The sequence below is a fragment of the Acidovorax sp. genome (genome assembly GCF_046339755.1).
Taxonomy (GTDB): Bacteria; Pseudomonadota; Gammaproteobacteria; order Burkholderiales; family Burkholderiaceae_C; genus Acidovorax.
In genome coordinates, this window is record NZ_JBKDTZ010000042.1 from 1 (window position 1) to 12,824 (window position 12,824).

Sequence of the window (12,824 nt, forward strand, 5' to 3'; positions counted from 1 at the left end):
GTCCAGCACGTGGCCCATGTTGCGGTCGGTCAGCGCCTGGCACAGTGCGGCATGCTCGGCCTCGGTGCCGATCTCCGGGTTGAGCTCTGTGGGGTCCACGACATCGTAGCCGTGCATGCTGCCGGCCGCCGCCTTGAGGTAGGGCGAGGTGTACAGGTGGGTCGCCCCCAGCGCGTGCAGATAGGGCACGGCCGCCGCGGCCTGCGCAAAGGTGAAGCCGCGGTTGAGCTGCACCCGGTACGTGGCCCCCGGGACGTCGGCCGACGCCATCGGGGGCAGGGCCGCCACCGGCGCGGCCAGCGCCGACCGGCGCACACCGCCGATGGCCTGGCCGATGGCCTCGAACCAGGGGTCGCCCGCCAGGGCCTCCAGCGGCACGGGCATGCGCTGGCGCCAGTTGGGGTAGCGGTCTTCCGTGGTGCCCGGCACATTGAGCTGTTCGCGCTGGCCGGTGAGGTCTTCGAGCTGCACCCCCAGCAGCTGGCAGGGCGTGCGCGCGAGGAAGGCATGCACGGCCGCCGCGAGCGCGGGCGTCATCTCGGGGGCGGACTGGGCGTCCAGCGTCACGCCCGGCGGCAGCAGCTGCTGGGCATCGAGCGCTGCGAGCAGGTGGGTGCGGTCCTGGGCGCGCGCCAGCTGGGCCTGCACGTGGGCGTCACCGTCTCCGAGCCAGCCCAGCGACTGCTGGATGGCGATGTCGTCGCCCCCCCAGAAACCCTTGAGCGTAGGCAGGTCGTGCGTGCTGACCACCGCCAGCGCCTGCGGCTGCCAATCGGCCGGCGGGCGGAAGGCGCCGCCCTCCAAACGCTCGAAGATCAGCGGCTTGTACGACAGCAGCGCGTGCTCGGCCATGGCCTCGCGCATGCGCGGCGCCACGTTGCCCAGGTCTTCGCCGATCACCATGCACTGGTGGCGGTGGCTTTCGATGGCCATCACCGCGACCAGGGCCTCCAGCGGGTAACGCACGTAGGTGCCGCCTGCCGGGCTGTTCCAGTACAGGCGCATGAGCGCCATGGCGTGGTCCATGCGCAGCGCGCCGGCATGGCGCATCACGCTGGCCAGCAGTTGCCGGAAGGGCATGAAGCGTGCCGCGGTCAGGGCCACCGGGTTCACCGGCGGCAGGCCCCAGTCCTGCCCCTGGGTGCTCAGCGGGTCGGGCGGGGCGCCCACGTTCATGCCGCGGGCATGCAGGCCCGGCCACATCCAGGTTTCGGAGCCGCCGTCGCTGGCCCCCACGGCCAGGTCGCAGTACAGGCCCAGGGCCATGCTGTCGCGCGCCTGCCGGAAGGCAGCTTCCAACTGCCCGTACGCCAGCCACTGCAGCCAGTAGCGGCGGGCCACGGCGTCGGCATGCTCGCGGGCGAACGCCTGCACGGCCTGGCCCTGCGGGTCGCGCAAGGCCTCGGGCCAGGCAGGCCAGCCCCAGACGGCGGGGTCGACCGCGCCCAGTACGAGCTGGATGGCCTCGTACCGGGCATGCAGGCCCAGGGTGGACTGGTGCTCGGCCATGAAGGCATCGAACGCCTGGCCGCGCTCCGTGCCTGCGTGCCAGTGCCGGTCGCGGAACTCCTGCCAGAGCAGGGCCAGCACCGCTTCCTTGAGCGCTGCGACCTCGCCATAGCGCACCGTGGCAGTGGCGCGCACCTCGTGCAGCCGCTGCTGGAAGCTGTTGTCCGCCACCAGGGCCTGCGCCGAGGCGCAGTGGGCGAACTCCGCCACCGCCGTCACATCAATGTGCATCACGTTCAGCGCCAGCCGGCTGCTGGGGCTGTAGGGGCTGGCCTGCTCGGGGCGCTCCGTGCGCAGGGCGTGCAGCGGGCTCACGCCCACGAAGGCCGCACCGCGCGCCGCCGCGATCTGTACCAGCGCGCACAGGTCGGAGAAATCGCCGATGCCCCAGCTGCGCTCGGAGCGCAGGGCGTACATCTGGGCGGTGATGCCCCACCAGCGCTCGCCCGCCAGCAAGCCCTCGGGTAGCCAGCAACGCCGGGGCGCGACCAGCACCAGGTGCTCAGTGCCCTGTGCGCGCAGCAGGTAGTAGCCGCAGGCAAGGCTGGCCGGCAGTTCAGCGGCGCTGCCATGGCCTTGCAGCAGCGGGGCCATGCCGCCTTCTTCGGGAGACAGCTGCCAGGCGCCTGGTGCGCCCAGGTCCACGGATGCAGCCTGCCCCTGTTCAACCACGATGGGTGGTGGCACCTCGCGGTCGGCATGCTCGCCCATGGCGGCCAGGGCTTTGGCCAGCACCTCAGGGGGCACGCTCAGGTCCTCGCCCCAGAAGCTCGCGTACCCGGTGGCGATGCCGGCGCGCTCGGCCCGGCGCTGCAGGTCCGCGTCCAGCACGTGCGGGGCAGGGGTGCCCTGGCTCATGGCCGGCCTTCGCTGGCGGTCCAGCGGGCGGACCAGGGTGCCCACACCCCCCCGTCGGCGTTCCAACGGTGGCTGAAGATCTCTGCAGGTACGCGGCCGGCGGCGCCGGAGGGCGTCGCCACGACCGCGTCAGGTCCCAGGTTCATTTCCATTCCCAATGTCACGCCATCCTGGTAGTGCCAGGCCACGCGCAGGCCGGTTTCGCCCACGAACTCCGCCACATGCCCCTGCGTGCGCAGCTGCGCCAGCCGGGGCTGAAACCACGCGCGGCGCACCGCCAGCGCCTTCTGCACCAGGGCCCGGCGCGCCTGCCCGGCTGCGGTGTCCGATTCTTCCCATTGCAGCCGGCTGGCCCGCAGGGTCGCCACGTCGCAGGGGTCCGGCAGCACCGCGTCGCCGGTCACTGCATGGCCGAACTCGCGTGCGCGCCCCTCGCGCACTGCATCGCGCAGGCCGCCGTCCCAGTTGGCAAAGTACAGGAACGGCGTGGAGGCCGCAAACTCATCGCCCATGAACACCATGGGCGTGGCCGGGGTGAGCAGGGCCAGCAGCAACGCCAGCTCCGCCCCCTCGGCCGGTGCCAGTTGCCCCAGCCGTTCGCCGAAGGCGCGGTTGCCGATCTGGTCGTGGTTGCCGATGAAGTTCACCATGCAGGGCAGCGGCACCGGGTCACCCCCAGCCACGCCGGCCGCCTCGGGAAAGGCAAAGCCGTGGGTCAGCACCCGCGCCAGCAGCGCCAGCGGATGGCGCGCGAACTTGGCATAGTAGCCTTGGGATTCTTCCGTCAGGGCCACGTGCACCGCATGGTGGAAGTCGTCGTTCCACTGGGCGTCGTACAGGCCGGGCTCGGGCGATGAGGACAGGCGCGCGGGCTGGTTCTTCTCGTTCTCCAGCACCAGGTGCACCAGTCGTCCGCTGGCCGTGGCCAGCTCGCGCACGCGCGCGCTCAGCTCCTGCAGGATGTCGGGCCGGCTGTCGTCGGCGATGGCGTGCACCGCGTCCAGGCGCAGGCCGTCCATGCCGAATTCCTCGATCCAGTAGAGCGCGTTGTGCACGAAGAAATCGCGCACCACGGCGCTGCCCTCCTGGTCGAAATTGATGGCCGCACCCCAGGGGCTGGCATGGCTGCTCGAAAAGAACGGGGGTGCATAGGCGTGCAGGTAATTCCCGTCAGGCCCGAAATGGTTGTACACCACGTCGAGGAAGACGCACATGCCCAGCGCATGCGCTTCGTCGACCAGGCGCTTGAGGTCTTGCGGGCTACCATAGGCCGCATGCGGTGCGAAGGGCAGCACGCCGTCATAGCCCCAGCCCCATTGCCCGCCGAAGCTGGCCAGCGGCATCAGCTCGAGCGCCGTGAAACCCAGCGCCGCCAGCTCCGGCAGCTTGCGGATGGCGCCTTCATAGGTACCCAGCGGGCTGAAGCTGCCCACATGCAGCTCGTAGAAGACCAGTTCGTTCCAGGGTCGGCCGGCCCAGTCCGTCTTCCATTCATGGCTGGCGGGATCGGTGACGACACTGGGCTCGTGCGGCCCCCAGGGATTGCTGCGCGAGGCCGGGTCGGGCACGGCGAGCTTGCCATCGATGAGCCAGCGGTACGGGGTGCCCGCACCGGCGTCGGCCGCATTCGCCTGCCACCAGCCACCGTCGGACCGGGTGGCGGGGAGGGTTCGGGCTGCCGCCTTGGGCGTCGGACGGTACCACAATGCCGCCTCCTGCGCCGCAGGCGCCCACAGCGAGAAGCGGGCACCGCCACCGGCCAGCAGCCGGGCGCCGAAGGGCATGGTGTGCGTGCGCCTCATGCGGTGGCAGGGCGGCTGGGTGCGAAGGGTGCCGTCAATACCGCCATCGAACGTGCGAGCAGGGTATGCTGCCCGCCGGCTGCCACCGTGGGCGCACCGGCTTCCTCGCCAATGGCCACCACGCGGGCATCCCGGGTGTCCAGTCGCAGGGTCCAGTTGCGGCCCGATCCGTCCGCAGGCAGGGTGAAGATGGCATCGGCATCGCTGGAATTGAACAGCAGCATCACGGACAGCTCCTCTTCGGCCACGCTCTCCATGACCGCGCCCACGCAGCGCACGGCGGGATCGTCCCACTCCTCGGCAGTCATGTCGATGCCCCATACACTGTGCCATGCGACCGTGACGAGTTGCGGCAGCCCCGCCTCATCCACGGGCCAGGTGTGGGGCCGGACCACAGGCAGAGCCCGGCGCAAGGCCACCAGTGCCTGGGTGAAGCCCTGCAGTTCGCTGTGCCGGCCAGCGCGATCCCAGTCGTACCACGACAGGGCGCTGTCCTGGCAGTAGCCATTGTTGTTGCCCTGCTGGGTGCGCCCCAGCTCGTCTCCGCCCAGCAGCAACGGCGTGCCGTGGGACATGAACAGAGTGGCCAGGAAATTGCGCACCTGCCGCTCGCGCAGGGCCAGCACCTCGGCATCATCGGTGTCGCCTTCGGCCCCGCAGTTCCAACTGCGGTTGTGCGACTCGCCGTCCTGCCCGCCTTCGCCGTTGGCCTCGTTGTGCTTTTCGTTGTAGCTCACCAGGTCGGCCAGGGTGAACCCGTCGTGCACGGTGACCATGTTCACGCTGGCCGTGGGCCGGCGCCGGCGCGGCTGGTACATGTCGGCCGAGCCGCACAGGCAGGCCGCGAAGGCCGGCAGGCTGCCGTCCGCATTGATCCAGTAATCGCGCACGGCATCGCGGTAGCGGCCGTTCCACTCCATCCAGCCGACGGGAAAGCCGCCCAGCTGGTAGCCATAGGGTCCCAGGTCCCAGGGCTCGGCGATCAGCTTGGTGCGCGAGAGCACCGGGTCCTGCGCCAGCGCGGCAAAGAACGGCGCGCGCAGGGTGTAGGCACCGGCCGCGTCACGCCCCAGGGCCGAGGCCAGGTCGAAGCGAAAGCCGTCCACATGCATCTCCTGCACCCAGTAGCGCAGGCTGTCCATCACCAGTTGCAGCGCGGGGGGGCTGCTGGTGTCCACGGTGTTGCCGGTGCCGGTGTAGTCCATGCACATGCGGCGGTCCTCGGCCAGCCGGTAGTAGGCGGCGTGGTCAATACCCTTGAGGCTGAGCGTGGGGCCCAGGTGGTTGCCTTCGCCGGTGTGGTTGTAGACCACGTCCAGGATCACCTCCAGCCCTGCGGCGTGCAGCGCCTTGACCATGGCCTTGAATTCATCGACCCCGCCGTCGGAACCGGCATGCGCCGCATAGCGCGGCTCGGGCGCGAAAAAGGCCACGGTGTTGTAGCCCCAATAGTTGGCCAGTTGCATCTCCACCAGGCGGTGGTCGTCGATGAAGGCCTGCACGGGCAGCAGTTCGATGCTGGTAACGCCCAGTTGCTTGAAGTGTGCGATCGCGGCGGGCGATGCCAGGCCGGCATAAGTGCCGCGCAGCTTGTCCGGCACGCCCGGATGGGTCTGCGTGAAACCCTTGGCATGCACCTCGTAGAACACCGTGTCGCGCGCTGGCACACGGGGCGGGCGGTCGTCGCCCCAGTCAAAGCGCGAGCGCACCACGCGGCACTTGGGGGCCGTGCGGCCATTGTCCAGGGCACTGCGCACCAGGTCTTCGGCGGGTTGGGCGAGTTCGTACCCGAACTGGTCGGCCGCGCCCCGCACCGGGCGGTCCAGGGCCCTGGCAAAGGGGTCCATGAGCAGTTTGGCCGGATTGCAGCGCTGGCCGGCATCTGGTTCATAGGGGCCGTGCACGCGCAGCCCGTATTTCTGCCCGGCCTTGAGGCCAGCCACGTGGCCATGCCATACGTCGTCGGTCAGGCAGGGCAGGGCGATGCGCTCCATTTCCCGGTCATTCTCGGAAAAAAGGCAAATTTCCACGCATGTCGCCACCGAGGAATACACCGCGAAGTTCACACCCAGTTTGTCCGCCGTCGCACCCAGAGGCCAGGGGCGTCCGGGTTCGACCTGCCTCACCGGGCGTACCCGCTTGAAGGTGGTGGGCAGTGGGCCTGCGGCATGCACTTCGGGCTTCATGCAGCAGCTTTGAAGTTGCTGCCCAGGGCGGCCGGCACGGGCTGGCGTACCCGGTCCACCTTGAGCGTATTGCTCACGAGTGCGCTGCGCGTCGGAAAGAACTGCCGGGGCACGACCACGATGCCACTCTCCGTCACGTGGAAGCGGCGGCGGTCCTCGGCCTCGTCGAAGCCGATGCGCTCGCCCGGGGGAATATCGTTGTCCTGGTCGATGATGGCGCGGCGCACGTGGGCGCCCTGGCCGATGCGCGAGCGCTCCATGACGATGCAATGCTCCAGCGTCGCATCGCGTTCCACCAACACCGAGCGGCGCAGCATGGCGTGATCGAGGGTGGCGCCATCGACGATGCTGCCCGAGCCCACCACAGAGCGGTGGATCACGCCGTTCTCGATCTGTGCCGACTCGGCCTGGTCGGGGCTGGCGTAGATGGGCCACTCGCGGTTGGTCATGCGAAAGCGGGGCGTGGCGCCCAGGGTGTCGAAATGCGCATCGAAGTAGGCGTCGATGGTGCCCACGTCGCGCCAGTAGGCATGCTCTTCATAGGGCGCCGTGCCAGGGATCTCGTTGGCAGTGAAGTCATAGGCCATGAGCCGGTGCGATTGCAGCATGGTGGGCAGGATATCGCGGCCGAAGTCGCTGTGGCCGGTGGCGTGCGCCTTTTTCAGCGCATCGAGCAGCACGTCGGCATTGAACAGGTAGTTGCCCATGGAGGCCAGGGCGTGCGTGCTGCTGCCGGGCATGGGGCGCGTATTCTTGGGCTTTTCCACGAAGTTGCCGATGCGGTGGTGCGCGTCCACCTCGACGATGCCGAACTGGTTGCATTGCGACAGTGGCACGGGCAGCGTGGCCACGCTCACGTGGGCCTGGCTGGCACGGTGGAAGTCCACCATCTGGCGCACGTCCATGCGGTAGATGTGGTCGGCACCGAACACGGCCACGATGTCGGGCTGGAAAGATTCGATCAGGTGGATGTTCTGGTAGACCGAGTCGGCCGTACCCTGGAACCACTCGGGACCGTTGCGCATCTGCGGCGGCACCACCGTCACGAAGTGCTGGGGGATGAAGCGCGTCATGGTCCAGGAGCTGCGGATATGCTCGATCAGCGACTGCGACTTGTACTGCACCAGCAGGTAGATCGAATAGATCTCCGAGTTGACCAGGTTGGACAGCACGAAGTCCACGATGCGGTGCTTGCCGTTGAAGGGCACTGCCGGCTTGCAGCGCTCGGCCGTCAGGGGGTGCAGGCGGGAGCCTTCGCCCCCGGCCATCACGATCGCCAACACATTTCGGGTACGCGACATAGCATCAGCTCCAGTGAAGAATCAAGCCCTCGTGGGGCGGTTGGAAAGAAGAACGGTCGAAAGAGGGGGCACGGTCAGGTGCAGATGGGCCGGCTGGCCTTCGAGCGGGGTGGGGGTCGCATCCACCCCGCCGAAGTTGCCCATGCCGCTGCCGCCATAGGGCTCCGCATCGCTGTTCAGCAGTTCGTGCCAGCGGCCGGCCACCGGCACGCCCACCCGCAATGCGGCCACTGGCTGCGGCGTGAGGTTGTGCACGGCCAGCACGATGTCGTCGCCTGCGCGGCGGATGAAGGCCAGCACGGTGGTCTGGTGCGGTGCCATGGGCGCCCAGGCAAAGCCTTCGGCGTCGAAATCGTGCGCATGCAGGGCCGGGCGCTCGCGGTAGATGCGGTTCAGGTCGGTCACCCAGCGCGCCATGCCGCTGTGGCGGGCCTTGGCCCACAGGTGCCAGTCCAGCGTGCGCTCGTGGTGCCATTCATCCACCTGGCCGAACTCGCCGCCCATGAACAAGAGCTTCTTGCCCGGGTGCGACCACATCATTCCGTACAGGGTGCGCAGCCCGGCAAAGCGCTGCCACTGGTCGCCAGGCTGGCGCGAGAGCAGGCTGCGCTTGCCGTAGACCACTTCGTCGTGCGAAAGCGCCAGCACGAAGTTCTCGTCGAAGGCATACACCATGGAAAAGCGGATGTCGCCCTCATGCCAATGGCGGTGCACATGGTCACGGCGCATGTAGCGCAGCGTGTCGTTCATCCAGCCCATGTTCCACTTCATGCCGAAGCCCAGGCCATTCGCATGCACCGGGCGCGAAACGCCGGCCCAGGCCGTGGACTCCTCGGCGATCACATGCACGTCCGGGAACTCGGCGTAGACGGCGCAGTTGAGGTCCTGAAGAAAGCGCACGGCTTCCCAGTTCTGGTGCCCGCCATCGGCGTTGGGCACCCATTCGCCGGGCTTGCGCGCGAAGTCCAGGTACAGCATGGACGACACGGCATCCACGCGGATGCCGTCGAAGTGGTACTTGCCCAGCCAGAACAGGGCGTTGCTGATGAGGAAGTCACGCACCTCGTAGCGGCCGTAGTTGAAGATCAGGCTGTTCCACTCGGGGTGGAAGCCCTTGCGCAGGTCTTCGTGTTCGTACAGGGCCGTGCCATCGAAGCGGGCCAGGCCGTGCGCGTCGGACGGAAAGTGCGACACCACCCAGTCGAGCAGCACGCCGATGCCGTGCTGGTGCAGCGTGTCCACCAGCACCATCAGGTCCTGCGGGTTGCCGTAGCGGGCCGTGGGCGCGAAGTAGCCGGTGGTCTGGTAACCCCACGAGCCATAGAAAGGGTGTTCCGTGACCGGCATCAGCTCGACATGGGTGAAGCCCAGAGCCGTGCAGTGAGCGGCCAGGCGCTGAGCGATGTCGCGGTAGTTGAGAAAGCGGCCGTCTTCCTGGCGCTGCCAGGAGCCCAGATGCACCTCGTAGATGGACATGGGCGCTGCCAGCGCCTGCCGTTCGCCGCGGGCTGCCATCCAGGCACGGTCGTTCCACTCGTAGTCGAGTCTCCAGATCTGTGAAGCCGTGCCGGGCGGGTGTTCCTGCCGAGTGGCATAGGGGTCCGCCTTCTCGATCCATTGGCCCTGCGCGTCCTGGATGCGGTACTTGTACAGGTCGCCATGGCCCGCGCCTTCGACCCGGACGCTCCAGCGGCCGGATCCGTCCTGCGTGCGCTGCATGGCCAAGGGGGTCCAGTTGTTGAAGCTGCCGATCACCTGCACCTGCCAGGCATTGGGTGCCCATACCGTGAACAGGGTGCCCGCTGTATCGGTGTGCGCACCCAGCACTTCATGTTGCCGGAAGTGGGATGACACCGCAGCCGCAGTGGCTGCAAGGGGGGTGGAGTGCGCTGCGACGTTCATGGTGACGGGTGGTTGGCCTCCATGTTCTGCTGCAGTGCAATATGCCAATGCAAGACCGCCGCGCGTGCTCAAGTAGGCGTTTGCCTACGCGGTTTTCGAGGTTGCGGTGTAGCGAAAGGCAGGAGGCCAACGCGCCCTCCAGACGCCTGCCGGCTGGCAGGCACGGGGCAGTAACGGGCCATGAACCCTCCCGCCGCCCTCAGCGGCGACTGCGCTTCTTACCTTCGTGCAACGCCTGTGACCGGAGGGATACCTTTTGCAGCGCAGGCGCATGCAGCATGCATGGCGCAAAGCACACCCGGCCTGCCAGCCGCTGGGGACAGGCAGCAAGAAAGTGGAAAAAAAGGGATTTGCAGCGAACGCTGCGCCGTGGCGATGCCGAATCAGCAGGTCAGGACAGCGCCGCCCATGCCGAAGACACCTCCGGGCTGCGCTGTCGTCGGATCACCTGTTTGGCGGTTTCGGCAAGCAGCGAGGCCCGGCCCAGGCCGGTGACGGCGACCACGCGGGCAGGGCTGCCACGCCCGGGCGCGAACTGCACTTCCACCATGCCGGCAGCTTCCAGCACCCGTAGCATGTCCACGCCGGCTTCGTCGTCCACATCGTATGGAAGCATCTCCACAGCGATCGCTTTCAGGTACTCCATCGGCATAGGACCCCCGCGTGTTTGGCGAGAAGCCATTCTGAACCTCGGGCTGCGGCGCCGGGCAACTATTCGCAACAGCCCTGGGGCGGAAGGGGTTTCGACGCGGTGCAGCAAAAAAGAAAGCCCGCATGAAGCGGGCTTTCTGCCTGCACGGGGCAGGCGGTGGAAGTCGACTGCGGTATCGACATCCTTATGGTATGGAGCAGCGCACGCCCAGAGTGTAGGACGGCACCGCGAGCAGCGCGCACCGTCACAGGGCCCACAGGGGCGGCGCGTCCTGGGCGAGGAGTGCACCGGACAGGGCCGCCTCGTCGCGGTCGCCACCCTGGCTCTGGCGCATGAAGGCCGGCAGGTCTGCCGCCATGCGCGCGAAGAATGCGCTCCGGCTGAACGCCGTGCCTTCCAACGCCCGCCCGGCTTCCTGCAATACGCGCCAGGCGCTGCTTTCCACGGCCTGCCGGGTGCGCAGGGCCAGGGCCATGGCGGCATCGCGAGGGTGTGCGTCGATCCAGGCCGCGCTGTCGCGCAGTACGGCGGCGCTGCTGTGCAGGGCCACATCGACCTTGGCCAAGGCAGCCGCGCGCATCGTGTGCAGAGGGTGGCTGGGCGGGCACTGTTGCACCGCGGCAAAGAGCACATGGGCCGCCGCACGGATGCCGCCATGCCAGCATGCCGCGATGCCTGCCGCACCATGCCAGTAGCCGCTGCGCCGCATGAAATCGCCAGGGGCCCCGAGCCGGGTCGCAGGCGTGTTGTGGAAGCTGACGTCCGCGCTGCCCGTGTCCGCCATGCCCAAAGCATGCCAGTCATTGGTGTGGATGCCCACGCTGGGGTGGTCCAGTTCCACCACCATGAGCTGCGGTTGCTGCCCGGGCAGCCAGGCCGTGAGCAAGGCATGGCTGGCCCCCAGGGCGCCCGCGCAGGCAGCCTTGGAGCCCGAGAGCACGATGCCCTCGGCGCCCCGGTCGGTGGCTGCCAGGCGGCGCCCGGGCGATTCCGCGGCCCACATGGCCCAGACGGCGCCACGGGTGTGTTCTTCATACCCCAGTTCGCGCAGGATGGCCAAGGCGTCGGCATGGCTCTCGTACAGCCTGGCCAGCGACAGATCGTGGCCAGCCACCACGCTCAGCGCCTGCCAGCGGTCCAGCGTACGGCCCGTGCCCGGCAGGGGCAGGTCCGCCAGCCCGCTGACCACAAGGTGGCGCAACTGCCTGATGACCGGAGCGGAACCCATGGACGCCAGCGCGCCAGGCAAGGCCTGGGCGGTGCTGAACAGGTTTTTCGAATCCGTCATCATGGCGGCACCTCGGGCCAAATGGGTGGCCTGGCTGCAGGCAGCCGCAGCGGCAGGGATGATGGATGGTACGAAGCGGCCGCCTTTGACCTTGTAGGAGAAGGCAGATGCGGCGCATAGGCGCCGGGAGCAATCGTTATTTGCCTGAATCAGTCCACGACCACATTGGCCTCGCGGATGACCTTGGCCCACTTGGCGGTCTCGCTGGCGATGAAGGCATCGCATTCCTGCGGTGTGGAGCCCTCCGCGAAGGTGCCCATGCTCTGCTCCAGGCGGCGCGAGACTTCGGCGCTGCGGATGATGCGCGCGACCTCGGTGGACATGCGCTGCACGATCTCGCGCGGCACGCCGGCCGGCGCCAGCATGGCCGCCCAGGTGCTGCCCACGATGCCTGGATAGCCTTGCTCGGCAAAGGTTGGCACGTCCGGCAGCGCCGGCACGCGCTTGTCGCTGGCCACCCCGATCAGGCGGATCTTGCCGGCCTTGGCCGGCTGGATCAGGTTGGGGGGCGGATCCAGGAACAGCGGGATCTGCCCGCCCATCAGGTCGGCCAGGGCGGGGGAGGCGCCCTTGTAGGGCACATGCACCATGTCCACCTTGGTAACCAGGCGCATGAGTTCGGAGGTCAGGTGGGCGGCCGAACCGGAGCCCGACGACGCAAAGCTCAGCTTGCCGGGGTTGGCGCGCCCGTAGGCCACGAGTTCGGCCGTGGTCTTGAACGGCGCATTCATGGCGACGGCGGCCACCAGGGGTGAAATACCCATCAGGGACACCCCCACCAGGTCCTTCTTCGGGTCGTAGGGCAGCTTGGGGTACAACGTGGTGTTGGCGGCGTAGGCGGCAATCACCACGGCAAAGGTATGCCCGTCGGGCGCAGCCTTGGCGACCGCGTCCACACCGATGATGCTGTTCGCGCCCGGTTTGTTGTCGATGACGATGGGCTGTCCCAGTGCCTGCTGCAAGCCGACCTGCAGCAGCCGCGCCATCTGGTCGGTGAAGCCGCCCGCCGTGTAGGGCACGACGATGCGGATGGGCTTGCTGGGCCAGGACGAGTTGGCCCAGGCGGGCGCTGCCGTGGCTGCGACGCCGGCCGTGGCGGCTGCCAGCAGGCGGCGGCGGTTGAGAGGTTTGTCGTGGTGCATGCTTGCTTGTCTCCTGGCGTTGAATGGGCGTCTGGCAGTTCAGAGCGCCTTGACCAGCTCCGGCACGGCCGTGAACAGATCCGCCTCCAGCCCATAGTCGGCCACACTGAAGATCGGCGCCTCCGGGTCCTTGTTGATCGCCACGATCACCTTGGAGTCCTTCATGCCCGCCAAGTGCTGGATG

General features: G+C 68.3%; 8 protein-coding genes and 1 pseudogene. All 9 read right to left on the reverse strand.

Translation table 11 applies throughout. The features are described 5' to 3' along the window. On the reverse strand, positions 1-2,367 hold a 2,367-nt coding region (gene malQ, locus ACK59X_RS03495), incomplete at its 3' end, for a 4-alpha-glucanotransferase (protein WP_409955215.1). Next, complete coding sequence (gene treZ / locus ACK59X_RS03500) at positions 2,364-4,169, reverse strand: malto-oligosyltrehalose trehalohydrolase (protein ID WP_409955217.1); 1,806 nt, start codon at positions 4,167-4,169, stop codon at positions 2,364-2,366. The genes malQ and treZ, both read right to left, overlap by 4 nt. Further along, positions 4,166-6,355, reverse strand: coding sequence for a glycogen debranching protein GlgX (glgX, locus tag ACK59X_RS03505; protein WP_409955219.1), 2,190 nt, complete (start codon positions 6,353-6,355; stop codon positions 4,166-4,168). The genes treZ and glgX overlap by 4 nt, the downstream gene beginning before the upstream one ends. Continuing rightward, positions 6,352-7,656, reverse strand: a complete 1,305-nt coding sequence (locus tag ACK59X_RS03510) for a glucose-1-phosphate adenylyltransferase (RefSeq protein ID WP_409955221.1) — start codon at positions 7,654-7,656, stop codon at positions 6,352-6,354. The genes glgX and ACK59X_RS03510 overlap by 4 nt, the downstream gene beginning before the upstream one ends. 21 nt (positions 7,657-7,677) lie before the next feature. After that, positions 7,678-9,558 (reverse strand): 1,4-alpha-glucan branching protein GlgB, encoded by a 1,881-nt coding sequence (gene glgB, locus ACK59X_RS03515; RefSeq protein WP_409955223.1) that lies wholly within the window; start codon positions 9,556-9,558, stop codon positions 7,678-7,680. Between the two features lie 391 nt (positions 9,559-9,949). After that, positions 9,950-10,180 carry a hypothetical protein gene (locus ACK59X_RS03520; RefSeq protein ID WP_409955224.1) on the reverse strand — a complete coding sequence of 77 codons (231 nt, stop codon included), beginning with the start codon at positions 10,178-10,180 and terminating at the stop codon, positions 9,950-9,952. Positions 10,181-10,454: 274 nt separating this feature from the next. Further along, positions 10,455-11,498, reverse strand: coding sequence for an acyl-CoA dehydrogenase (locus ACK59X_RS03525; RefSeq protein WP_409955226.1), 1,044 nt, complete (start codon positions 11,496-11,498; stop codon positions 10,455-10,457). A 149-nt stretch (positions 11,499-11,647) separates the two neighbouring features. Then, positions 11,648-12,640: a tripartite tricarboxylate transporter substrate binding protein gene (locus ACK59X_RS03530; protein WP_409955228.1), complete on the reverse strand. Its 993-nt coding sequence runs from the start codon at positions 12,638-12,640 to the stop codon at positions 11,648-11,650. A gap of 39 nt (positions 12,641-12,679) precedes the next feature. Beyond that, a pseudogene (locus tag ACK59X_RS03535) lies at positions 12,680-12,824 on the reverse strand (electron transfer flavoprotein subunit alpha/FixB family protein); the annotation flags it as partial.

Coding starts and splice junctions, on each gene's coding strand:
- ACK59X_RS03525 (WP_409955226.1), bottom strand. CDS start 11,498: ATGACGGATTCGAAAAACCTGTTCAGCACCGCCCAGGCCTTGCCTGGC.
- treZ (WP_409955217.1), bottom strand. CDS start 4,169: ATGAGGCGCACGCACACCATGCCCTTCGGCGCCCGGCTGCTGGCCGGT.
- ACK59X_RS03530 (WP_409955228.1), bottom strand. CDS start 12,640: ATGCACCACGACAAACCTCTCAACCGCCGCCGCCTGCTGGCAGCCGCC.
- ACK59X_RS03510 (WP_409955221.1), bottom strand. CDS start 7,656: ATGTCGCGTACCCGAAATGTGTTGGCGATCGTGATGGCCGGGGGCGAA.
- glgX (WP_409955219.1), bottom strand. CDS start 6,355: ATGAAGCCCGAAGTGCATGCCGCAGGCCCACTGCCCACCACCTTCAAG.
- glgB (WP_409955223.1), bottom strand. CDS start 9,558: ATGAACGTCGCAGCGCACTCCACCCCCCTTGCAGCCACTGCGGCTGCG.